The organism is Leptolyngbya sp. PL-A3 (assembly GCF_039962325.1).
Classification (GTDB): domain Bacteria; phylum Cyanobacteriota; class Cyanobacteriia; order Elainellales; family Elainellaceae; genus Vacuolonema.
The window spans coordinates 128,478-153,669 of sequence record NZ_JAMPLB010000014.1; the positions used below are offsets into that span (position 1 = coordinate 128,478).

The following is a 25,192-nucleotide window of genomic DNA, read 5'->3' on the forward strand; positions in this document are numbered from 1 at the left end:
GCAGAATTCGTGGTCATGACACTATTATCTCCGCAATCGCAGTTAACAAGTGTTGCGGGTCGATAGGTTTTGCCAAGTGGGCTTGAAAGCCAGCCGCTAGGGCCTGCTTCTGATTGGTTTCGCCTGCGTAGGCCGTAAGGGCGATCGCCGGAATCTTTCCATTCGACTGTAATGGCAGCGTGCGAACCTGACCGATGAAGGCATAGCCATTCATCTCGGGCATCCCAATATCGCTAATCAGTAGATCAAACTGATCTTGAGTTAGCGATCGCAGAGCTGCGGTAGCCGAGGATACGGCTTGTACAATAGCCCCTTCATCTTCCAGCAGCACTTTAACCAGTTCTAACGAATCGATCTCATCATCTACGACCAAAACCCGCAGATTCTCGAAATTTAGCGTGTGAGAGTTGGAGGGGCGATCGTCGCCAGGGCTCGACGCAGGCATCAGCGGCAATCGTAAAGTAAACGTGCTTCCCTGGTCTTCTCCGGGGCTGGTAACGGTGATGGTACCTCCATGGGCTTCGATCACCTGACGGACGATCGCCAGTCCTAACCCCAACCCCCCAAACGAACGGGTTGTGGAACTATCCTGTTGCCGGAAGAGTTCGAAGACGTGGGGTAGAAAGTCGGGGGTGATGCCTTTTCCCGTATCCGTGACGGTGATTTGGGCGTAGGAGAGGGGAGATGGTGCTTGGGCGTCTGTGGGGGAGAGGGGATCAATGCGGGAGAGGCGAACTTCGACGCGGCCGCCCTGGGGCGTGAATTTGATGGCGTTGGAGAGAAGGTTCCAAATAGTCTGTTGAAGTCGGCCCATGTCGCCGCGCACGGGGCCAACTTCAGGATCGAGCAGTACCTCTAAGTTGATGGCTTTCGCTTCGGCCGCCAGGCGAACGGTTTCTACGGCCGCCACAATGGGCTGCGACAGGTCAACTTTCGCAAAGCTCAGCGTTAGCTGACCGCGAATAATGCGTGAGGTATCGAGGAGATCTTCGATGAGTTGTACCTGATGCTTGGCGTTGCGCTCGATAGTGGTCAACCCTTGCTGAAGTTTTTCAGGCTTTACGGGGGCAGCTTGCAACAGCTTGGCCCAGCCCAAAATGGGATTCAGGGGAGTTCGCAGTTCATGGGAGAGGACGGCCAAAAATTCGTCCTTCATGCGGTTGGCTCGTTCTGCGGCTTCCCGAGCGGCTTGCTCCTGCTGCAGTAAGGTTTCCCGTTGGGCTTCAACCCGTTTTTGTTCGGTAATTTCCAAAACCGTACCGCTGAAGCGGAGGGGTTTTCCATTGGCATCATAGTAAGCCTGCCCCTTTGCCCTTAACCAACGCTCGACCCCATCTTGAATACCGATGGCGCGATACTCCGTGTCATAGGAGCCACCTGATACTGGGTCGAGTGCGACTTGCATGATGCTCTGAACACGATCGCGATCATCAGGATGCAACGCATCAAAAAATACCTCGATGCTGCTCTCTCTATCCGATGGGAGCCCAAACATGGCTTTGCATCCTGCATCCCATTGCAGTTCCCCTGTTGCAAAATTCCAATCCCAGGTTCCCAGTTGAGCCGAGGCGATCGCCATCCGCAGACGGTCTTCATTCTCTCGCAAGGCAGTTTCAGATTTTTTGCGATCGCTAATGTCTTTAAACAGAACCGCAACTCGATTGTTCTCGGGCTGCCCGATGGAAAAGGCATAAACCTCAAACCAGCGATCCATCGCCTGAGCAACGTTTTCAAAGCGAGCAGATTCCCCTGTGAGGGCAACTCTGCCATAGGTTTCAAACCAAAATTCTTCTAAATTGGGAATGAGTTGGCGGGCTGTTTTTCCAATAGCGTCTTGTAATCCGGTTTGCCGTTCAAAGATCGGATTAATTTCTATAAAGCGATAATCAATGGGCGTCTGATCATCAAATAGCATTTCGATGACACAAAACCCATCTTCCATCGTTTCAAATAGCAGACGATAGCGTTCCTCTGAACGGCGCAATGCTTCTTCTGCTTGCTTCCGTTCGGTAACATCCCGGGAAACAGCCAGTAGCTGTGCTACGCGCCCATCTGCATCCTGCATGGGCGTAATGACAACATCCCACCATTTAGGTGTACCTTTGGCCGTTGGACAATAGCCCTGAAATCGTCCAATTTCTCCGGCTTTGGCTGTTGCAATCGCTTCCTCAACACTGGCTCGGTTGTTACCTTGCCAAAAGGCGAGCCAGTCTGCGTTGTGGAATGCCTCGAAATTGTCTATCTCCATGAGGCACTGGCCGCCCAGGTTGATGTAAAGCAGCCGTCCATCCAGATCTAATACTTTGATGCAGTCGCTACTGCTCTCTAACATGCGTCGATTGAGTTCTTCACTCTGCCGCAGGGCTGCTTCGGCCCGGTTGCGCTCGGTAATCTCTTCGCAAACCGTGCTAATGCCAATGATGCGATCGCCATCCTTTAAAGGCAAAAAGCTTTCCAGCCAAACTCGCTGTACCCCTGGCTGGGCTGGGGTTTCTCCGATAATTTCGACATTTAATCGAGGCTCTCCAGTCTGCAAAATGGGAAGCAATATTTGTTCAGCCGCATCAGCCATATCTGGCAGCAACTCATGAATGGTGCGGCCAATATGTGCCTCAACAGGAATTCCATTCATCTCGGCTAACTGCTCGTTGATTCGCACAAAGCGCAAATCGGTGTCGAGAACATTTAACCCAATGGGTGCCGATTGGTAGATGGTTTCAATTTCAGCTAACTGCCGCTGCAGAGTGACTTGGCTTTCCTGTAATTCGGCCTCTAATCGCTGACGTTCTGTAATGTCTGCCGTCATGCCAATGAGCCGGACTAGTTGGCCCCGTGCGTCAAATAGAGCTCGTCCACTCTCCTCGAGAGTCACGATTTGGCCATCAGGACACACCACACGGTAGGTGGTTTTGTAGATACTGTTCTCAGGGGTCAGAGCCTGGAAGATGGCAACAAAACGATCGCGATCATTCAGATGAATTCGCTGAAAGAAGTTGACCCCAGTATCGTTTTCAGCTTCGAGTGCTTCTAGGCCGAGGATTGTGCCACAGTGGGGCGATCGCTTGACCTCATCAGTGCTGAGTTCCCACTCAAAGCTAAACATACGGGCCACTTCCATGGCCAGTTGGTTACGCTCCTCACTTTCTCTCAGTGCTGTGTTGGCTGCTTCCAATTGTGCCGTGCGTTCGGCAACTCGCTGTTCTAATTCTTGATTGGCCCCCTGGAGAGCAGCTTCCAAAGTCTGTCGCTCGGTGATATCGGTATAGGAACCCACCATCCGCAGCACCTCACCAGCCTCATTCCAAACGGCCTGACCTCGGTCAAGAACCCATTTATAAGTGCCGTCTTTGCACAATACTCGATGTTCCGTCACGTAAAACGACGTTTTTTTGACAAAGTGATCCTGGATGGCCTGCGTTACCCAGGCTACATCCTCCGGATGAATTCGTTTTACCCACTCGTCATAATGGTTGCCGATCTCATGGGCCTCATAACCCAGCATTGTCTTCCAACGGGTTGAGAAGAATACTTCATTGGTCTTGACGTCCCAATCCCAAATTCCGTCGTTCGTGCCTCGTAGTGCAAGTTGCCAGCGTTCATCACTTTTCCGGAGGGCCTCTTCTATTTGTCTTTGCTGGGTAACATCCCGGGCAACACAATAGACGAGCCCTTGGTCAAGTTGGGGTGATGCGTTCCATTCCAGCCAGCGATAGCTGCCATCCTTGGTTTGATAACGATTCTCGAAATAGAGGGTAGGCACCCCCGCATTCAGCTTCTCCATCTCCAGAAGCGTGACGGTGTGATCATCTGGATGCACGAAGTTCAGAAATGGATGAGATAAGAATTCTGCCTCTGAAAAGCCCAGGATCCGGGTAAATGAGGGGTTAATCCGCTTAAAGTAGCCATCTAGACTAATGACGGATAGCAGATCCAGGGAAAGATCAAAGAAAACGGCTTCTTCAGACAAATCCAAATGATTCATAGATGAGACAACGGAGTCTTCGGAATTGATAACAGGGCCGCACAAGGGGGAGAGCGGAATTATTCCAAACCTGATGAGATTAGTTGAGGCGACTCAACCCAGAATTCCCTGGGGCTGGACTGCGATCGCCATGGCCTAACGGAAACCATGGCCGGTGTTACTAATCCTGCCGCTTGCAGGACTTTCAACATTTGCCGGACGCTAGCTTGGCTGAGTTGAGTTTGTTGTGCGATCGCCTCTACGGTTAGAGGGCACTCTAAGCTACAACACTCCAACACCTTCAGTGCCGATTGATAGGGTTGTGCCAGGTAAGGGCGAAGCTGATGTTGGAGGTCGGGCGAAAGGCTAGAGCGGAACCACAACAAAAATGAGCCCGCAGACTCTATTTTGCTCAAACTTGTCTGGTGCATCGTTAGGTCAGAACGGTTTGCTATCGGGAGACAATAATTACCCGAAACGGGTCACTTATGTCTAAGGTAAGGTATCGGAAGGGTAATCATATCCGTCGAAAGATGGATGTAGGTACATTTCAACCAGCGCGTCTGCATTGGCGTCGTTCTCACTGGCAGGTTTATGACCCACTGAAGGATTACACCGTTTGTTTTGACGATGAACAGAGGTTGCTGGAGTGGCTGGAGCATCAACATCACCGCAAAGCTCGCCCTGATCCCTGGGATCTAGATGCGTAAGTGTTTGTTTGCCCTTATGTTCTTTTCTCGTAAACCCAAAATTCGCCTGTTGGGGATGCACTATAACCTGCCTGCTCAAGCGCGCTTAGCAGAGGAGCCGTCTTCAGGAAGAACCCGCTAACTTTGGGGTACTTCAGGTGAAAAGCCAAGCTCTTCATCCCTTCCAACAACCCCACAAGCCCATCTGGGTTGCCCTCAATATGACCAACCCATAAGACTGAATCCTCATTCTCTAGATGGCTCTGAATCAACAAGCCCTGTAGCGGATGATGCCAGTACCCCCAAACCTTTCCCCCCTGTAAACGCTCTTGCAATTGCTTCCGGGTCAGTGTTTGCCATTTAGCGCCCCGGCAGATAAAAAGTGGTGATTCTTTCCCCTGCTGAATTAGTTGCCATGCTTGTTCACAATCATCTACTGTCAGTTGCTTAAGAGGTTTAGTAGATGTGGCTTTTAGATTTACGGTTTCAACGGAAATCGCCTCCGCAGAGTGAATCAGGTAGCGCCCAACCAGCTCATATCCTCGTCGCTTAATGATTGGGGGCATGGCATGATTCCAGGCACCAACACAACAGCGAATCGTTGAAATATTTCGGCTCTGGAAGTAGTGGGCGATCGCCGGATCTAAGCACCGCACCACTCCTCGTCCCCGGTATTGTGGATCAACCCGTAACCCTTCCCACCACCCTTCCTGATCGGACAGTTGCACCATTCGGGTCATAGCGATCGCCCGCCCTTCAAACTCTGCCACCAGAATTTGTCCTGATGGATCGCCCATCCACACATCCCACACCTCAGCAATATAGTCTTCGGTATCGGCCCAGGTATGCTGGCAAAAGTCTAAAACAGCTGTTTTGTCTTCCGGTTGAGCTGCACGCACGATGAGGTTGTTTAACTCCATTCTGTTCCGATCTCTAAGTAGCCCAACTCAATTAAACATAAAATCCCAAAAAGCTGTGTGGTCCGTGAAGTGGGCGGCACAGCTTTTGGGAATCGCGCCTACATAAACCCTGCGGGTGTGAGCATGGCACCCCCATACTAAATACAGCCTTGTGCGTGTAGATAAAGTACGTTGGTGTAAGACCCTTCGCGTTACATACCCATGTACCTAACGCGGTTCTTGATTACCATGCAGGGGAGAGCCGATGAGCGTTTCTCGATTTTCGCAATTTGTCGATATGAGTCCCTCTATTGCAGAGCAGCGATCGCTCTACATGCTGGAGTTTTTTGGTGCATCCGTTGTACTGTCGAGTGCCTATCCCGTTGAGCATTTAAAGGTGCAACTTTGGACCAATGCCCTGAGCAAGTTCAACAGCGAGGGCGATTGGCATGGAATCGACCTGGCCTATCAACGACAGGATGCCAACGGTAATTTAGTCTTTGAAGGTGGGTTTAGGCCCACGAGTGAAGGGGACTATGCCTTTACTTATCGGGTTGCCTCAAATGTTGATCCTGAGTGGCAATGGGCGGGAGAATATGGACAGGACGGGCAGTTACACGTCAAATTGCCGTCACCGAGGGGCGATCACTGGACTCAGGGGGCTCATTATGTAGAGATTTACCCTCACGTCTATGTTGGTAACTTCATTGCGGCTTCTCAGGCCGAAGAATTGGGCATTGATGCAATTTTGAACCTGGCTTCAGAATTAACACTCTCCCACCCCATTGAGTCTGGCATCGCTTACAGGAAAATGGGAACGCTGGATGGGGCACAACACCCCATTTCAGATGACATCTTGCTGGCATCGGTGCAATGGATTGAGGAACAACTACAAACGGGCAAGCAGAAAATTTTGGTTCACTGCCGCGCTGGCATTGGTCGCAGTGGCTCTGTTGGCATTGCCTATTGTTTCTCAAAGCATCCAGATTGGAATTATGACCAGACGCTGCAATATATCTGGAGTAAGAAAGCCAACATTTATCCCCACCGCAACCTTCAAGATAGTTTGGAGCGGTTATTTCCAAGACATTAATAGATCAATATTCTGGACAGTTTTTGTGAAACCCTTGATTTTGCGTGCGTGAAGCGCACGCAAAATCAAGGGTTTCACAAAAACTGTCCGAACTAATGAATAGATGGGTGTTTGAACCTCACACCTCCAAAGTCTGAGGCTTGAACGAAAGATTATGACAAGCCTGCTTCCTGAGATGCTTTGAGGGCTAACCCCGTCCAATCAATATCACTTTTTCCATCCGCAACTAGAGCGAGCAGGCGATCGTGTAGTAGGCTAGCCAAGGGCATTGGCATTTGGCTTTCTTTTGCAGTTTGTAGGGCTAATGTCACATCCTTTAGCCCCAGCGATAACTTAAAACCTGCGGGCTCAAATTGCTGCTGAGCGATCATCCGCCCATAGTTCTGGTAAATTGGGCAGGCAAACAGTGTTTGACCAAACAGGTTAGCAAGGGCGGTGCGATCGATGCCATTCTTCTCAGCCAGGGTAAACGCTTCTGCCATGGCTTCGATCGCCGAAATGATCATGAAGTTACCCGTTAACTTCACGACATGGGCGGCTTCTGGTTCTTCCCCAAAGTCAAACATTCCCTGCCCCAACTGTTCCAGAATAGGTTTAACGCGTTCTTTGGCAGTCGTTTGGCCTGAGAAAGCAATCCACAGTTTGCGGGCAGCAGCAGCATCCGGACGTCCAAATACTGGAGCCGCAACGTAGTGAGAACCTTGCTCTGCATGTAGTTCAGCTAGTTTGCGAGCCGTCGCAGGAGATACGGTACTCATGGAAAGATGAATACCATCGTGCCCCAAAGTTTTCAGAATGCCATCACCCAATACAACTGCTTCTAAAGCCGCATCATTGGCTAGCATCGTAATCACAATGCCATCAGATTTTGCTACGTCAGCAGGGTGATGAACGAGCTGTGCGCCTTGTTCAACCAGCGTTTGTGCCTTTTCAGGTGTGCGATTGTAAACGTTCAGCTTGTAGCCTGCTGTTAGCAAATTAGCGGCCATCGGCAAGCCCATATTACCTAGACCGATAAACCCAATATCACTCATGTTTTACTTCTCCTTTGGTAGATTGGATAATATTCTGATACCACATTGAAACGTAATAGCGAATTTAGCAAAACTAAGGACATACAGCGCTTTGCGCTTGAATCAACCACGGTTGTTTTTGTGAGAGCCGCGCTGAGCGCGGCTCTCACAAAAACAACTAGATTTTAAGCGCTTAAAAAGTGCTGTATTAACCATTTGTAGGGGCGGGTTTGGCAGACAATCCCTGTCTGTATGATTAACCATTTGTAGGGGCGGGTTTGGCAGACAATCCCTGTCTGTATGATTAACCTTGATGCAAAACCTGCCCTTGCTACTGCTAGCAATTGATAGCGGGAGGGCAGGTTTTGCACCAAGATTGTATGGCTAATATAACGGCAAAGCTCGCTTCTATAAGCCCTGTCCATTAACGATGGAGTTGAGTGCGTTCTGTGGGTACGATCGCATCAAAATATTGCCCATGAAAATCAAAGGGTAAATGATACGGTAGCTCAACCCTGGCTAATTCATTCCATGATTGAGCATCTAACACCAGCAGAAAAGAGTTCTGTGTCTGGGCATTCAACACAACCGATAAAATAACCCCTTCATCCTCTGATGTGGTATTGGGTGCGGCGACAAAAACGGGTTCGCCAGGATAGCAGTCGGGCGATCGCCAAATCTGCGTTGTCCTATTCTGAATATCCACTTTGACCAATTGATCAATAAAGTTACCCGATCGCGAGCTACCCACTCCATAAACAAATTGATAGGGACGTGTGTTGCATCGTTGGTAGTTAATGCGCGGTAACTCAACGGGTTCGGATGTGAGAACTTCGAAGTGGGCGATCGCCTCATTAAGTGGAATGCGATAGCGACGCAGTTCTCCAGCGGCAATTACCTGTTCGGGATGCTCCAGTAACGATTCTAGATACAATGATTGAATCACGGCTGAGTCCGAGTATGCAATCAGGTCTACAACTACTTCACCGTTCTGCTCAAAGGCATTGACGTGATGGAAGGAAAAGAAGGGTTCACTTTCAGCAGAATGAACAACCTCACCCGTCTCTTTACTGATGATTAGAAAACGTGTCTGTTTGTCCGACTTCCACTGATAGTTTTCAATGTAAGGCTTGCCGCTGAGCATCAGACTCAGGCGATTCAATTTAAGAGGATATTCTGACAGAATAATGTAATGCTCTGTCATGCTAAAGGTATGCATATAGGCAGGCTGCTTCACAGGAATAGAGCCAATTAACGTGCGCTCGTTACTGTGGGCATCCATCCGGTAAATACTATAGCTGCAACGAGGAATGAGATTGACTAAATAGCTATAGACTGCATTTTCCCGGTAATCAAAATGAGGATGCGCTGTCGTGATTTGTCCGGGGACGTGATCGTGATAGTGAAACTGATCAATGGTATTGAGACTTTGAGGATCGAAAATGATGGGAAATGGGGATTCTGTTACGGAGACAAAGCGATCGCCCTGCATCGTAATGTTCACCGTCGCATTATCCGTGAGCCGTGGCAGCGGATCGGTCAGGCGCTCTAGAAACGAATGCCGAGCGGTTGTGCCAAATTCACCCCGACTAATTTTGCCCTTTGATTTTGCTTCCCGATAAGCCTGACTTTCAAGAAAGCGATTGGCAAAGGAAACTCGTCCATCCTCAAAAGAAAACTTGCGAAGCATGGCAAGCCCATCAAACCAATGATGGTAGGATTGCTGACCCACTTCCAGCGTCCCCGGCCCTGTCCGAATCAGGCTTCCTCTTAACCATGAGGGGATAGTTCCCTGAATAGGCAGGGCATTGAACTCACCTTCTTGATGAGCAGCCGAGAAACCGAGCTGATAGGGGGCGATCGCCATAAAACTCCTCAAATTTTACGTCTAGTGACTTGTCCAGGCTGTGTTTAGGCTCAACTCATCACCTTCTTAACCAGGATGACTACTGTTATCGATGTTATGCATCACATAGGGAAGAAACGCACGCCGAACCTCTGAAGCACCTTGCAGGCTGGGCTCAATAGTGGCAGTGAACCAGGACGGATCGCCCTTCAAAAAGTGGGCATGCAAATCAACAAATTGCCCGTAGCGGTTGGCAATCTCTTGAATTGAGGTATTCATACGTTGAAGATTTTGACGGGCGATCGCCGGATCAACTCCCGAAAAGTTACGGCTGTCGTCCCCCAATGTCGGGTCATAGACGCTGCCCAGGAAAATAGGTCGGATGGGCAACTGCTGCACAAAGGCATCGAGGGCACTGGCAAAGGCTGTAATGCCTGGGCCTGTATCTCGAATGAGACCACGCAGCAGGTCATTTCCCCCAACGGTAATGATAGCGATCGCCGGTTCCTCAACCTGCAAGCCCTTTATTTGAGAGGGTAAATTCTCGACCGTTGCGCCATCTTGAGCTCGGTGTTCAAGACGAGCTGAGCGACGAGAAGTCAGGTCTTGCCCCTTAAACTCGGGGAACAGGCGATCGTCATTTTGCACCAGCAACTGTCCCGGATGCACACCAAACTGGTTGTAATGCCCACAATCTAAAATTGAATCGCCAAATGTATAGAGTGTTACCATGGTTTGCTCCTGCGGACTACAGCCTAAGATTGTCAGGAGTCCCGCTCCTCCCGCAGCTTGCATAAATCGTCGTCGCGTCGTCCGCAACGTAACCATTCCCTTCTCCTTCAGCCTGACGCTTAAAGGTTGATTTTTCGCGCACTTCAGGCACGGAAAATCAACCTTCAAAACAGACCCTAACATTAGGAAATAAGGGATGATATGGGTCAGAAGATGGATTTATGGCTGAACCACTCAATGTAGAGGAATGAGTTGGGCTAGCTGCGACCCGTCTAGAAATTGATCCGGCAATTCTTCAGCTTGTACCGATCATCACAGGCAAACACAACACCTCATTCTGGGTTGTAGGCGATCGCCTGTTTATCTTCAATTTGCTTAATCGTAACCAACGTCAGCTCGGGATAAACCGAACCGCCCATTATTGCGTGCGCAACGCGCACGCAATAATGGGCTTTTTCGAGTGCCGCGCGAAGCGCGGCACTCGAAAAAGCCCTTAACCCGAACTGAGGTTAACCACCTACTTAGGCTAAATCTCCACGCCTGATGCACCCAGTGCTCGGAGCGTTGATTCTTGCATAGAAGATAAACCGGTTGCGCCGCTAATGTTCATTCCTTCATAAGGAAGATCACTCCTGATTATCTTGATGCATGCTCCAGTTTCGATATCCCAAAAACGAATCGTGCGATCGCCACTACTACTTGCCAAAACAGGCATTAATAATGAATTCTCATCCGGAAGAATCGTAAATGTGAGGGTAAAAATCCACTTGCTATGTCCTGCCAAAACTCTGAGACATTCACCCGTTTGAACATTCCACACTTTAATACTGGAATCCATACTGGCGCTAACCAGGCGTTGGCCGTCGGGATGGTAGGCGATCGCCACAATAGGACTGGAATGCGCTTCTATGAGCCGTAGCGCTGCCCCTGTTTTTACATCCCAAAGTTGAATATGACCGGTTTCGCAATTGCTGGCCAGGGTCCTACCATCCGGGCTGAAGGCGATCGCTCCACCCCAATCAAACGTGGCAGAAAAATGCCATTCGACCCGATGCTGTAAGACCTGAACACATTCACCCGTCGCCGCGTCCCAGAGGCGAATGGTCTGATCAACACCGTAGCTTGCTAGCTGTTGCCCATCTGGGCTATAAATTACTGCAACTACTGGGCTGGCATGATTCAATGTCTTGAGACATTGACCGGTCGCGACATCCCACAGGCGAATTGAATAGTCTACACTGCAAGTTGCCAGGGTATGACCATTCGGGTGATACATGACCGACCAGACAAAGCCTGTGTGCCCCTGCATGATGCGTAAGCAGCTCCCGGTAGCCACCTCCCAGAGCCGAACTAACCCATCGACACCAGCCGTTGCAACTGTCTGATCATGGGGGCTAAAAGCAACCGATCGCACCCAAACCCAATGCCCTTTGAGTAGCTTTTTGCATTGTCCGGTTTGCACATCCCAGAGCTTTGCAGTTTGTTCTTCACCGCTGCTCACAAGAGTTCGGCCATCCGAGCTAAAGGCGATCGCCCAAATGCTGTCGCTATAGCCTCGCCAGGTTTTCAGGCATTGCCCATGTTGCAAATCCCACAGCTTCATGGTTTGCCCCTCATCACTACTAATCAGGTAGCGGCTATCTCGTGTAAACAGTGCAACCCGTACACCATACTCATGTCCATACAAGGTTTTGACGAGTTCTCCGGTGTGAAGATTCCACAGCTTAATGGTCTGGTCCGCACTGCAACTGACTACCATCTGGCCATCCGCACTACAATCCACCCACCAAACCCATCCATTATGAGATTGAGTATGGACGCATTGCCCGGTTTGCACGTCCCACCAGTGCACTTGATTATCCAAACCGGCACTGATCAGAACCTGCCCGTCTGGGCTGAAAGCTATGAATACTAGCGGCATCTGTTGATGGCCGGGTAAGGTAATCCAGTAGTTCCCTGTTTCGAGGTTCCACAGCTTAATCGTGCCGTTATTACAGGCAGCGGCCAGGGTTTGACTATCAGGGCTGAATCGAATGTTAGTTGTCCAATCAATTTGATAGTTAAGAGGAATTGCTGCGTCAGCATTGAGCTTCCATACTTTAATCGTGCCATCTGTAAAAGCTAACCATTGTCCATCTGGACTGGCGGATACAGCCCATACGGTTCCATCCGGGTTATACAACTGGCGGAGGCATTGCCCCGTGTGAATATCCCAAAGTTTCAACAGTTGGTCATCGCCGCCACTGGCGATCGCTTCGCTATCCGGCATAAAGGTGAGCGATCGCACCGTCCCAGCATGAGCTTCCCAGCGTCGTATCAATTCGCCTGTGCTGAGTTGTCGTAGACAAATTTCACCCTGCGTATCTGCAGTGGCTAGCCATTGGCCATCGCAGCTTACTGTCATCGCATAAATATGGTTAAAACTTTCTGTAAACGTCGTTCGAGATAGGTCAGCACCGGATAAATTTGTTTGGCGCAGATAAGTATTTCTAAAATCGACCTGCCAAAGTTTTAAGCGCGAGAGATCATAACCGCTCAGTTCTAACTTGAGCTGAAGTAAAATGTTTAGGATATTTCCAGCAACATATCCTGTCTCGATCGTTGGGTGGTCACGGAGCCAATCCAACATATAGAGTAGAATATTTCCTAAAGCCTTCTTATCTCCAAACAGACGTGTAAGTTGTTTTACAAATGAATTAAGAATAAGATTAATTTGTGTTTCTCTTATGTAATCTTTTGATTGAGCCTTGATTAAAGCATAGTGTTTGAAATAGAACGCAGAAGTTATCGCTGATAGATCTTCTCTAACCTGGTTTATCTCTAAATGAATCTGATTAAGTAGCCGATCGATCACATACTCCATCAGCACAGGTTGTAGTGTAAATAAATTTGTGCTGCGCTCAATCAGCGATCGCCGTTGTAAAGCATCCAGCGCATCCAATAACTCTGAAGGCATCCAGGGATTCAGTAGGTCGGATTGGAGTTCTGTGATCGCTACGGGCTCCCGGTTAATTGCCAGCCACACCATCACCTGTTGTTCTAATCCAGACAAGCGGTTAAATTGCTGATCCAACAGGTCTTGAATATCCCCAAAAATAACGGCTCCCTGGGCCAAAAAACGGGCAATATCTCCAGCGAATAAATCATGGATTGTGGTTGAAACAATCTTCAGGGCTAGTGGATTTCCCGCATAGGTATTGACCAATGTTTGCCAATCCTGATCTGATCCACAAAAGCTTCCTTTTGCTTGCACGATGGTGCGCCCATCACCCGGAGTCACGCCCTTGAGCTGGAGCGATCGCACCGGCAAAAATTCTCCTTCAAGCGCAGCAACTTCCTTGGGCTTTTCCCGACTGGTTAGTACCAAACAACTCTGGTGTTTGAGTTCACCCACCTTTCTGAAGAGCTCACCATAGGACTCAAATCCAGGCCGATAATGACCGACACGCCCCTTTCCTGACTCACTGGGATTTGCCAGAATCGTCTCAACGTTATCAAGTATCAACAAACAACGATGATGTTTGAAGAAGTCTAATAAACTGCCAATTTGCTGGTGTAAATCAGGTAATAGCTCTGGCTGTCCGGGTAGCAGGCCATTCAGTAACACACTTAAGGATGGAGCATTGTGAAGCGATCGCCAAATTACATGAGTAAAGGACGTAGAAGCATTCTTCCCAAACTCAACCAGTTGTTCTGCCAGTTTCGTTGACAGGGCGGTTTTTCCAGTTCCGCCAATCCCAAGAATGGCAACCAGGCGACAAGTATCACTGATAATCCACCGGCTCAAGGTGGCTAACTCCTGAGTGCGCCCGTAGAAAACAGAAACGTCGATGGCGTCTCCCCAATCCTGATAGGGGGGAGCAGGTTGAGGCGCTAACGATGAGTCGTTTTGCTGTAGAACGGCCTTTTGGATCTCTAACCGGATTCGCCGTTCCAGAGTGGAGCGAAAGTTATTTTTAGTTACTTTTGTTCCTAACGCTTCGGAGAGAGTTTTCCATAGTTGAAAGCCGACAAGCTTTACATACTCCGCATCATAGCCAACCAGTTCCGCAATTTCAGGATACGTTTTTCGCTCCCAAGATTGCCGCAGAATCATCTCCTGCAAATCACTGCCAATGCCTCTACCAAGGAGTGCTTCGACGGTCGCTAAGGCGTCATCAATGGTCATAACTATAGACGGAGGAAGTTGCAACGCCAAACAAAAACAGGCAGTAACTTCTGTGTCTGTATAAACAGCCACAGAGACATCACAGCCAATCACTCGGGCAAATGTAACAATCCGTATCGTTTTCTTAAACTAAATCCTATACCAACCCTTAGAACCTGAGGGAACTTGGGGGCGATCGCTTAACTTTACTTAATATTGTTCCCCCAAGAACTGGTTCTGTTTTGAAGGTTGCTTGTTGGGCACATGGCGCTCGGAGAACAACCTCTAAACGTTCTAAATAGATGGTTACTTCTAAACAAGAGATTCAAAAGACTGTGTTGCGGGCGGTATAGCCTTTTGAGTCTCTTGTTTAACTGAATTGAACTCCTAACCCTAATTCATAACTTTTGACTAACTTTTACTAACTGCGATCGCCATCTATTTTGCCTACGATGCAATCAACGCTGCTGAGACAGCGAGTTCAATACTCAGGAATTATCCAACATCTATGACAACAACTCTCCAAAGACGCGAGGGCGTCAGTGTGTGGGAGCAGTTTTGCAACTGGGTGACCAGCACCAATAACCGTCTTTATATTGGCTGGTTCGGTGTTTTGATGATCCCAACCCTGCTCACTGCAACCGTCTGCTACATCATTGCTTTCGTTGCGGCTCCCCCTGTAGATATTGACGGCATACGTGAGCCCGTAGCTGGCTCTTTGCTCTATGGCAACAACATCATTACAGGTGCTGTTGTGCCGTCCTCCAATGCCATTGGGCTCCACTTCTACCCCATCTGGGAAGCCGCTTCCCTGGATGAGTGGCTGTACAACGGTGGCCCCTATCAACTGGTTGTATTCCACTTCCTCATTGGCGTGTTTGCCTATATGGGGCGCGAATGGGAACTTAGCTACCGCCTGGGTATGCGCCCCTGGATCTGTGTTGCTTACTCGGCTCCTGTGGCGGCTGCAACGGCTGTATTCCTGATCTACCCCATTGGGCAAGGCTCCTTCTCGGATGGAATGCCACTGGGTATTTCCGGCACGTTCAACTTTATGTTCGTGTTCCAGGCAGAGCACAACATTCTGATGCACCCTTTCCACATGCTTGGTGTTGCAGGCGTATTTGGAGGCGCATTATTCAGTGCAATGCACGGTTCTCTAGTAACCTCGTCCCTTGTGCGTGAGACGACCGAGATTGAGTCACAAAACAATGGCTACAGATTCGGTCAGGAGGAGGAAACTTATAACATCGTGGCTGCTCATGGGTACTTTGGCCGTTTAGTAGGACGCACAAACGAAATTATTTTGGGCGTGAACGCCAACAGTCGCACCTTACACTTTTTCCTTGCTGCTTGGCCTGTTGTCGGCATCTGGTTTACGGCTCTGGGTATTAGCACTATGGCGTTTAACTTGAATGGTTTTAACTTCAACCAATCTGTGCTCGATTCCCAGGGGCGAGTCATTAATACCTGGGCTGATGTGTTAAACCGCGCCAACTTGGGCATGGAAGTTATGCACGAGCGCAATGCGCATAACTTTCCCCTGGATCTGGCATCGGGTGAAGCAGTTCCAGTGGCATTGAAGGCCCCTCATCTGCTGAGTTAATTGTTTTTTAGAAGTTGTAGTTGTCATGTAATGAGTGCTTAAATTAGTGCTCCCTGGTAAGGGAGCACTTTTTGTTGGCGAGGTATTCTTTAGACCTCCTGCGTGAATCGTTGCGCGGTGCAGCCGCGCAACGATTTACGCTCTCAGAAATCGATTCATTCAGAAGGTCTTTTGAGAAGATGGATACTGATATATCTGGCGTGACCCTGACTATTAGCCAGGGTCTGTTTTAGAAGCCACTTTTTTGTGCACTTCATGCACAAAAAATGCCTCTTTTAGCTACTTTCAAAGCACACCCTAATTCACCATCTGTCAAAATTCTGCTGGTGAAGTACTAGCCCAGTAGCACTGAGGTTCTAAATCCAGATTCGTTGTGATGGCTTCGTTATCACAACGAATCTGAATTTAGAACCTCTGCTCTGTATCTGGATTTTTGATGGGCTCTTGAGCGAATGCTAGCAAATGATTCGCAACGGTCTTGGGCTGGTCGTAGTGGGGGACATGCCCTGCTTGTTGAATCCAGATTAGTTGGCTACCTGAAATGACTTGTTTAAATCGATTGGCATCTGCTGTACCTAAAACATCATCCTGCGCTCCCCAGAGAATTAGCGTAGGGTGCTGAATTTCAGTAATACGATCGCTCAAATCTGCGTAACCTCCACTTCGTGTGAAGGAGGCGATCGCGTCCTTCCATCCTGGCATCTCTTGATGAACCAAAGAGCAACGTAGTGCATCCACTAGAGCTGTATCGACTAACGGCAAGGCTGAAGCAGCAGTGAGGGCTGCACGTTTGCGGAAGTAGAGCCAATCTGCCCCTAACTCAATCAGTGGGTCGGGTAGGAATTTCCCGGCTGGAAAACTTCCAGAGAAACCAACGCTATCTATCAAAGCCAGCGATCGCACCCAGTTAGGATGATGCAATGTAAAGTCAATCGCTACGGCTCCGCCCAACGAAGCACCGACTAAAACAATTGGTTCTTTAATCCAGGTTTCTAGAACACCGAGGAGATGCTGGCGAATTGTCTGAGGGTTGACTGAAGTCGTAGAAATGTATTCGGTAAAGCCAGAACCAAACAGATCAACTGCCCACACCTCAGAGCGACTGCCTAGCAAAGGAAGCAATCGTCGAAATTCCAACAGGGAACTATCAAATCCATGTAGCAGCAGAATGGGGCTTGTGCTGGGTACAGAAGGTGCCTGAGGATGGTAATGAACATAAGCTGTAGTCACCGCAGTTTTTCCAGAAACGAAGAAGACTGGAAGCATTTGACGTTTCATCTGCTGGAGGAGGGCGATCGCCTCCGCATCTCTAATATCCGCAACCGAAGATGGTAGAAAATCAGAAAACATGGTTCCAAGCGCCCTATTAAAAATGCTGTTATTCCTGATAAGTTAAAAGCCATAATACTGGGTATCTGCAATGCTCTTTATAGCACTTCTACGTAAGCCATGAAATGTTTTTGAAGTGAGGTGACATAGCTATCTTAACCTTCCAAACAATCCTTGAACGAGGGATAGAAGATGCAAGCGGGGTCCTACTTCATAGCCTCTTTCCACTAGTGCCTAATTTAGAAGTTATTTTTTCGTGTACAAAGCGTACGAAAAAATAACTTCTAAATTAGGCACTAGATTAGAAAATACTGTAGTAAATGCAGTGAGTTCAGTGAGTCATTTATTCACGCTGTGTATACTATTGCTTTAGCCTCTATCGAATGAATGAATTAGAGGTGATAAAAGGATTGATTTTAGAAGGTTTAAGCCTGATATGCCTAACGGCCGTAGGGGTCTCATTCTTGAGTCTGTGGTTTGATATCACGAAACTTAGTCAACTAATAAATAGTCAGAAACAAAAGAGAATTTAAAGAGAATGCTGTAAAGTTTGCTCATTGAATACAAGCACAACGATATTTCTCCAGGTTTAGATGCTTCTATTTAGACTGAGTCTTACAGAGATACTTTTATCAGCCCATAGAGGCCACATTTTTCTGCCTCAGGGAGGACTGCAAATTCTTCATTCGTTGGAGGAAATCAGTATGGGTATTGCACTCAAACCCCTTCACGAGCAGGTGATTGTCATTACAGGTGCTTCTAATGTAATGGGTTTAGTTACTGCCTGTATGGCTGCTCGACAGGGAGTAGAAGTTGCTCTGGCCGCTCGTGAAGACGTATGCAGGTGTTTCCATCTTCAGGCGCTGCATGGAAGTTTCTATTCCTGAGTGGTTTTGATTTGACGAGTGTAGGGCTAACTTATGCTAATTGAGCCGGGGCGAGTCTATTTCGAACCAATTTAAGTCGTGCCACTTTAAAGAGAGTTAACCTGAGCTATGCCGATTAGCAGTTGGCTTAAGCTGCGCCCGGCTTGGGAGAACAATTTTGCCAAATGGTAATGTATCAGATGGTTAAGGAGGATTATGTTCGGCACCATTGACGATACAAAGCGGATTGCGATCGCTGTTCAATTGGCAGAAATGAAAGCATTCCAAAATCTGCTTATTTCTAATGAGCGAGTTTTGATGGATGCTGTTGAGGATGGCACCATTCGCCAGCAACTACAAGCAATGCTGGAGCAAGACCAGAAAAACCTGGGCGTTCTAGACTCGACGATCACGCAGTATGGTATTCAGGGCAAACTCAGCACAGGTGTTGAGGAAAACCTGAATACCATTCAAGGCTACATGGAAAATTCTGACTTTCCCCTTGCGGAGAAGGTATTTCGCCATGAATTGCTGAAGCACCAGCAAACCATGGCTGGAGAAGTCATTCATAAAGCCGCACAAATCATTGGGGCTGACGTTGCAATGGCGATCGCTCCCCTCCACACCATTAACTTTGAGAATCGTGCTCATCAGGAACAACTCAAAGGAATTTTGGAAATTCTAGGTGTACAAGAGTTAACCGGGCAGAGCCCAGATCAGGGGTTCTGGGGCAGAAGTGGGGATGCGATCGCCGCTCTCACAGGTGTTGTGGGTAGTGTCGTTACCCGAACGGATGATGAAATGAGCATCCGTGATCTGCTCCTGATGGATCATAGTAAGACCGATGTTCTCTTTGCAGAAATCCTGGGGAGTGACAATCCACAGAAGATTCAGGAGTATTTTGGACAGCTTTATCAGGATGTTAAAGTCCATGGTTTAGCTGAAGAACAAGTGCTATATCCGGCTGTTCAGCCCTATTACGATCAGATGCAGGAGATTGTTGATCAGACAGATCATGTCATTGAAATGCTCGATGCGATGAAGCCGCTTGATCCTGCTGCTCCTGACTTCAAGGCTCAGGTTGAACAGCTTCGCCTGGCGGTTCGAGGCCATATCGACCAGGAAGAAAGCGATGTATTTCCGAAGCTCAAAGATAACTTTGACCACGAGCAACAAAAGCAATTAGCAACTGAGTTTAAAGCTGCAAAAAGCAAACTTCAAAAACAACAAGCCCAGCCATCAGAAAAAAGACCTGTTTCGTCTCAGACTCAGCCGAATCAGAGTAGTGGACAAGAAAGAATGAAAACTGGATTCATCTTCTTGAATCAAACTGCTCCATGGAAATTAGTATTCCAGTCAAAGGCTGTGATTAATTGGTTCGAAGCAGTTGTATTTTTGTTAGGCGATCGCTGGATACGAACTTGGTTACAAACGGAACCTCTAGTCAATTCTGAATACTCACAGCTTTTTTATGGGCTGGTCTTCATTATTGGAATTGGTTATTGGTGGGTTAGTAATGATATTCAGCAAAACCATGGCATTGTTAGATTAGGGATCTTAATCCAATCCAGCGTCTTTCTTATACTGGCCTACCATACGCTATTAGGAAACTTGCATCCCCTCTATTTGGTTTCAGGTGTTCTTGATCTCATTTTTGCCATACTCTTCAGTATATTTCTTTACTCGTCAAGATTTAATTTGAGGTTGAAAAAAATACAACCTATTTCACATAACTGAAGAGTTGATCTGTCGCCAAACTAACAGAAAAGATGCGTGGCTTAACACTTCTCCTTCCATTAGTAGAGACATTGTTTACCTCTTCAAGTAGTTCCTTTCAAGGCATCTTTAGCTTTATTTTGGATCTATCACCTATAAAAAATAGAAGAAGGGCATCGTGAGTCAATTCAGTCCATCCATGCTTAGTCATCCGTCTTTCCTAAAGACTGAAGATGTTCTATATGGCAATTCTGATTTAGTCTGCTTGTCTCACTTGCGATGGGATTTTGTGTATCAACGTCCTCAGCATCTGCTAAGCCGTTGCGCTCAGAAACGACGGGTCTTTTTTGTTGAAGAACCCGTTGTTGAATTCACCGATTCCTGGTGGATTGAAGTGAATGAGCGCGAGCCAGGAGTCTGGGTTGTTGTGCCCCACCTGCTGGATTGGGTGACGGATGAATTGCGTACAGCCATGCACCAGAGTTTGATGAATGAGCTGTTTGAGCAGTTTGCGATCGCCAACCCCATTCTCTGGTACTACACTCCATCAGCGCTGCCCTTTACCCATCACTTATCATCCTCGGCTGTTGTGTATGACTGCATGGATGAGCTCTCTGCATTTAAGGGAGCATCCCCAACCTTGCGGCATCTAGAGCAAGAACTATTTCAGCGAGCTGACGTAGTCTTTACAGGTGGGCAAAGTTTGTACGAAGCCAAACAACATTTGCATCCCAACATCCATGCTTTCCCCAGCAGCATTGATGCGGCGCACTTTGGTCAGGCGCGCACTCTGGTAGAAGATCCTACTGACCAGCGAGACATTCCGCACCCACGCCTTGGCTTTTACGGCGTTATTGATGAACGGATGGATTTGGAATTGCTAGATGGTATTGCCCAGGCAAGACCTGATTGGCATTTGGTTATTATTGGGCCTGTCATGAAGATTGATCCTGAACACCTGCCTCAACATCCAAACATCCATTACTTAGGCGGCAAATCCTATAAAGAACTGCCCCACTATTTGGCAGGGTGGGATGTCGCTATGCTGCCTTTTGCCTTAAATGAATCAACTCGTTTCATTAGCCCTACCAAAACTCCGGAGTATCTGGCAGCTGGGAAACCGGTTGTGTCTACTTCTATTCGTGATGTTGTCCGTCCTTATGGGCAACAAGGATTTGTACAAATTGCAGATACGGTAGAAGACTTCGTTGCAGCAGCCGAACAAGCGATGCAACAGAGTCAACAGGAAACAGATTGGTTAACCCAAGTCGATCAATTTTTGGCGCAGAACTCCTGGGATCAAACCTGGGAAAACATGATCCAACAAGTTGAAGCAGCGATTGCCAAGCGCAGCGCTGCACAAAACTCCGTTCGGGCTGCCAATGCAGTTCGGGCAAGCCGAAAAATCAAGATGCCGCGATCTACCCGGGCTGCTGCGGTTGACCGTGCTAATCAATCGCTGAAGCGTTAACGTGTTGCCTTCCTATCACTCTGCTAAAACCTGAGTGATGGGAAGGCGATCGGCGGACTGTGGTGTGACAACGTTTAACAATAATAGTGGACATAGTGAGGCATTCAATGACATCAGAACGGGTGATGCCACCCTTAGCGGTGTGGGCCGGAGTGGAGTGTACGGTCAATCGCATTGGTGATCAATACTTTGATCAACTGGAGTGGAATGGCCACGCAACCCGCATTGAGGACCTGAAGCAGTTCGCGTCCCTTGGAGTGGAAGCAATCCGCTATCCTGTCCTGTGGGAACGGATTGCACCCAACGGGCTGGAGCAAGCAGACTGGTCATGGACAGATGAGCGCTTAGCTTTATTGGACGATTTGGGAATTTGTCCGATCGCTGGCTTAGTCCACCATGGCAGCGGCCCTCGCGATACCAGTCTGGTTGATCCAGCCTTCCCGGAAAAGCTAGCAAAATTTGCCTATGCCGTCGCCCAACGGTATCCCTGGTTGAGCCATTACACCCCGGTCAATGAACCGCTGACGACGGCGCGATTTAGTGGCTTGTATGGGCACTGGTATCCTCACGAACGGGATGACTTGATATTCGCTAAGGCGCTTATCCACGAGTGCCGTGCTACTGTGCTGGCGATGCAAGCTATCCGACAGATTAATCCCAATGCCCAACTGGTTCAAACAGAAGATTTAGGTAAAACCTTCAGCACACCTTTGCTGACGTATCAGGCGCAATTGGAGAACGATCGCCGCTGGCTATCCCTCGATTTGCTCTACGGTCGCGTCAATCCTTCTCACCCCCTCTGGGACTACTTGCAGAAGATTGGGGTTGAGGAAGCTGAATTACGATGGTTTGAGGATAACCCCTGCCCACCCGATATTATTGGCATCAACCGTTATGTATGTGGCGATCGCTTCATCGATGAACGCGTTGATCGCTACCCTCCCCACACCCGGGGGGGCAACGGCAAACATGCCTATGCTGACGTAGAAGCGGTTTGGGTGTGTGCCGATGGTATTTATGATCATGCTGCGTTGTTGAAGGAAGTTTGGGAACGCTACCAGCAGCCTATTGCCATTACCGAGGCTCATTTGGGGTGTACCCGAGAAGAGCAGTTGCGCTGGCTGAAGGAAATCTGGCAGGTTGCCCAATCCTTACGGGAGGATGGCGTTGATATGCGGGCGGTCACGGTCTGGTCACTGCTTGGTACTTACGACTGGAATAGCCTGGTAACTCGTGCAGATGGCTTTTACGAACCAGGGGTCTTTGATGTTCGGTCTACTCAGCCACGACCAACAGCGATCGCCAGCATGGTGCAATCTATGGCCGAAGGATGGGAGTATACCCATCCCGTATTGGATTTACCGGGTTGGTGGCAGCGATCGCAGCGGCTTCTCTACCCCCCGGTGAACTATTCAAATGATGCTGGCGCGTGGGTTGATTCTGCCCCTGGCACAGTTTGCCAATCGGTTGAGATGCGTCGGATTTCAAAAGCTTCGGCGGCGGCTTCCACGCCACCGCTGCTTATTACTGGGGCGACGGGTACGCTGGGGCAGGCCTTCGCTCGCCTTTGTGAAATTCGGGGCATTCCCTACCATCTGCTATCCCGTCAGGAGATGGACATCACGAATTCTGCTTCTGTCGAGGAGGCTCTACGGGAATTCAAACCCTGGGCCATTATTAATGCTTCGGGATATGTCAGGGTAGATGATGCTGAGCGAGAGCCCGACCTGTGCCACCGCATCAACGCTGAAGGCGCAGCCATTCTGGCAGTAGCCTGTGCGGAACGGGGCATTCCAATGGTGAAATTCTCCTCAGATCTGGTATTTGACGGTAGCCAAGCTGCCCCCTATATGGAGAGCCATGAGGTTGCGCCATTGAATGTATATGGGCGGAGTAAGGTGATCGCCGAACAAAAAGTACTCGCTGCCCATCCTGATTCTCTGGTCATTCGTACCAGTGCCTTCTTTAGCCCCTGGGATGCTTACAACTTCTTGACGATCGCCCTTCGCGCGTTAGCTGCCGGACAGCCTTTTGTTGCGGCATCTGATGCAGTTGTTTCCCCCACCTATGTTCCTGATCTTGTCAACACAACTTTAGACTTGTTGATTGACGGTGAATCAGGGCTGTGGCATTTGGCGAACACTGGGGCGATTACCTGGGCTGATTTAGCGCGGGAGGTGGCGACTTTGGCCGGACTGGATAGTAATCGGGTTCAAGCTCGCTCAGTTAAGGACCTGAACTGGGTTGCACCTCGTCCCGTTTATAGTGTTTTGAGCAGTGAACGAGGTGTACTTTTACCGTCATTGGATGGCGCGATCGGTCGTTATTTGAATGAGCGTGTCAGTGCATGATAAATACCCATAAAGCCTTTGTAGAAAGATAGAGAAAAGACTCTTTATTTCGTGTGCGCTTTGCGCACACGAAATAAATTGAGAGATGAACTATCTTGAGAAGATTGTTTATTTCATGTGCGCAAAACGCACATGAAATAATTGGAAAAAATGAATTGTGCCTGGGGAATTTATTTTGTTTGCGTGAAGTGCACACAAAATAATTGGGAGAAATGAGTATGCCTCTATTACTGCTAGACCTTGATGGTACCCTTCGAGAACCTCTCAGCGGACAACGCTACTTCCAGCATCCTCGGGATCAGCAAATAATTGCCGGGGTTGATATAGCCCTACAGGCCTATTCAGATCAATGGATTATGATCGGCATTACCAATCAGGGTGGTGTTGCAGCAGGGCATAAATCCATACAAAGTTGTATTGAAGAACAACAATACATTTTGGAGTTATTACCACAGTTGAGAGAAGTGTATTTCTGTCCTGATTTTGAAGGTAGAAAGTGCTTTCGTGTAACTCGTCATAACTTCTACAATCACAGTAAAACGCACTGGTCAGGGCAGTATCGTAAACCCGGTGCAGGAATGCTAAATCTAGCTATGGTACGGCACAAACATACTCCCGCCGGCACCTGGTATGTGGGCGATCGCCCCGAAGATGAAGCGGCTGCTCGCCGCGCTAAAGTTTCATTTCAGTGGGCAGAACAGTGGATCAGTTTCCATCCTGCCCCTTGCCAAGCGGTTGAATAACTGTGGAAAGTGACAGTTCATAGCAGAACGTGTTTTAAAGATGACTGGAAGATTTTTTTCACAAAGCGAACGGAAAAAAACTTCCAAAGCGGTTTCTGGGGCATTTGAGCGGGTGGTATAACTTGAGGCTTATGCCATTCTGTAAGCTTTCTACCCTACTACTTCCTCTATATCCTCCGAATGGTTCCTGCTCAACTATCAAAAAGTTCATACAACATGAGTATTACTATTTCAACAGAACAGCCAGACGATGGATATTGAGACCTTACAGGCCCAACTGCTGGAATGCGATCGCGCCATCCTTGAGCTGAATTACTTATTCAGCGAGACTTTACAGGAGCAAGAATTACTATTGAATTATAAGAACAGGCTGAGAATCCAAGTCGAGCAGAAAAGAATACGATTCTTCTCGTTAAAACTGCCCTTCCCTAAGGTGGTTAAAAATGCTTTGCAACATCTAGACCAGGAAATTCAACGAACTCAAGCCGAGTTAGAAACTATAAGCTGCAATATCGAAAGCTGCCAGCTATTTAGAATCAGCGTTGAATGTCGGCTAGCCCAATCCTTTGATGGGTAGTTAAATGCATTGAGATTTTGTTACTAGTTAGTAAACCTTATATAGAGCCCATTTGATATCTTAAGAAGGGGCTGAAAGCCTCTTCAGCATTAGCCGGATGAAGCAAAGATCGATTTGGGCTTTGGCGTGAGATAAAGTACGCTCAAAGTTCTT

At 48.4% G+C, this 25,192-nt stretch carries 16 protein-coding genes and 2 pseudogenes; 9 read left to right on the top strand and 9 right to left on the bottom strand.

Translation table 11 applies throughout. The features are described from left to right. Positions 1-13: 13 nt before the first annotated feature. Positions 14-3,982, bottom strand: a complete 3,969-nt coding sequence (locus NDI52_RS13120) for a PAS domain S-box protein (protein WP_190775506.1) — start codon at positions 3,980-3,982, stop codon at positions 14-16. Between the two features lie 59 nt (positions 3,983-4,041). Next, positions 4,042-4,392 (bottom strand): helix-turn-helix domain-containing protein, encoded by a 351-nt coding sequence (locus NDI52_RS13125; protein WP_190775507.1) that lies wholly within the window; start codon positions 4,390-4,392, stop codon positions 4,042-4,044. Positions 4,393-4,449: 57 nt separating this feature from the next. Between NDI52_RS13125 and NDI52_RS13130 the strand changes: the two genes are divergently transcribed. Further along, a complete protein-coding gene (locus tag NDI52_RS13130; RefSeq protein WP_190775508.1) occupies positions 4,450-4,671 on the top strand; it encodes a hypothetical protein in 222 nt (73 codons plus the stop codon). Between the two features lie 14 nt (positions 4,672-4,685). Here NDI52_RS13130 and NDI52_RS13135 read toward each other — a convergent pair whose 3' ends face one another. Further along, positions 4,686-5,570, bottom strand: a complete 885-nt coding sequence (locus tag NDI52_RS13135; protein WP_190775509.1) for a GNAT family N-acetyltransferase — start codon at positions 5,568-5,570, stop codon at positions 4,686-4,688. A 244-nt stretch (positions 5,571-5,814) separates the two neighbouring features. Here NDI52_RS13135 and NDI52_RS13140 point away from each other — a divergent pair, with 244 nt between their 5' ends. After that, on the top strand, positions 5,815-6,642 hold the full coding sequence (locus NDI52_RS13140; RefSeq protein ID WP_199307590.1) for a dual specificity protein phosphatase: 828 nt from the start codon (positions 5,815-5,817) through the stop codon (positions 6,640-6,642). Positions 6,643-6,794: 152 nt separating this feature from the next. Here the strand turns inward: NDI52_RS13140 and NDI52_RS13145 are convergent, their stop codons facing one another. The 4 genes from NDI52_RS13145 to NDI52_RS13160 all read right to left on the bottom strand — a co-directional run bounded on the left by NDI52_RS13145 (position 6,795) and on the right by NDI52_RS13160 (position 14,401). After that, on the bottom strand, positions 6,795-7,676 hold the full coding sequence (locus tag NDI52_RS13145; protein ID WP_190773962.1) for an NAD(P)-dependent oxidoreductase: 882 nt from the start codon (positions 7,674-7,676) through the stop codon (positions 6,795-6,797). Positions 7,677-8,079: 403 nt separating this feature from the next. Continuing rightward, complete coding sequence (locus tag NDI52_RS13150) at positions 8,080-9,522, bottom strand: carotenoid oxygenase family protein (RefSeq protein ID WP_190773963.1); 1,443 nt, start codon at positions 9,520-9,522, stop codon at positions 8,080-8,082. A gap of 66 nt (positions 9,523-9,588) precedes the next feature. Further along, entirely contained in the window at positions 9,589-10,329 is a 741-nt protein-coding gene (locus NDI52_RS13155) for an SGNH/GDSL hydrolase family protein (RefSeq protein ID WP_199307591.1), read from the bottom strand. Positions 10,330-10,759: 430 nt separating this feature from the next. Beyond that, entirely contained in the window at positions 10,760-14,401 is a 3,642-nt protein-coding gene (locus NDI52_RS13160) for a pentapeptide repeat-containing protein (protein ID WP_190773964.1), read from the bottom strand. A gap of 487 nt (positions 14,402-14,888) precedes the next feature. Here NDI52_RS13160 and psbA point away from each other — a divergent pair, with 487 nt between their 5' ends. Next, on the top strand, positions 14,889-15,986 hold the full coding sequence (gene psbA / locus NDI52_RS13165; protein WP_190773965.1) for a photosystem II q(b) protein: 1,098 nt from the start codon (positions 14,889-14,891) through the stop codon (positions 15,984-15,986). Between the two features lie 405 nt (positions 15,987-16,391). On the opposite strand, the gene NDI52_RS13170 is transcribed toward psbA, so the two are convergent. Continuing rightward, positions 16,392-17,336 (bottom strand): alpha/beta hydrolase, encoded by a 945-nt coding sequence (locus tag NDI52_RS13170; protein ID WP_190773966.1) that lies wholly within the window; start codon positions 17,334-17,336, stop codon positions 16,392-16,394. Between the two features lie 683 nt (positions 17,337-18,019). Here NDI52_RS13170 and NDI52_RS13175 point away from each other — a divergent pair. The 6 genes and pseudogenes from NDI52_RS13175 to NDI52_RS13200 all read left to right on the top strand — a co-directional run. Then, positions 18,020-18,154, top strand: a pseudogene (locus tag NDI52_RS13175) (oxidoreductase); the annotation flags it as partial. A gap of 243 nt (positions 18,155-18,397) precedes the next feature. Further along, complete coding sequence (locus tag NDI52_RS13180) at positions 18,398-19,918, top strand: hemerythrin domain-containing protein (RefSeq protein ID WP_190773967.1); 1,521 nt, start codon at positions 18,398-18,400, stop codon at positions 19,916-19,918. 157 nt (positions 19,919-20,075) lie between these two features. Further along, on the top strand, positions 20,076-21,368 hold the full coding sequence (locus NDI52_RS13185) for a glycosyltransferase family 1 protein (protein ID WP_347280202.1): 1,293 nt from the start codon (positions 20,076-20,078) through the stop codon (positions 21,366-21,368). Between the two features lie 107 nt (positions 21,369-21,475). After that, a complete protein-coding gene (locus NDI52_RS13190; RefSeq protein ID WP_190773968.1) occupies positions 21,476-23,719 on the top strand; it encodes a family 1 glycosylhydrolase in 2,244 nt (747 codons plus the stop codon). 218 nt (positions 23,720-23,937) lie between these two features. Beyond that, on the top strand, positions 23,938-24,462 hold the full coding sequence (locus NDI52_RS13195; protein ID WP_190773969.1) for an HAD-IIIA family hydrolase: 525 nt from the start codon (positions 23,938-23,940) through the stop codon (positions 24,460-24,462). A 250-nt stretch (positions 24,463-24,712) separates the two neighbouring features. Next, on the top strand, positions 24,713-25,039 hold the full coding sequence (locus NDI52_RS13200; RefSeq protein ID WP_190773970.1) for a hypothetical protein: 327 nt from the start codon (positions 24,713-24,715) through the stop codon (positions 25,037-25,039). A gap of 60 nt (positions 25,040-25,099) precedes the next feature. Here the strand turns inward: NDI52_RS13200 and NDI52_RS13205 are convergent. After that, positions 25,100-25,192 (bottom strand): annotated as a pseudogene (locus NDI52_RS13205) (IS5/IS1182 family transposase); the annotation flags it as partial.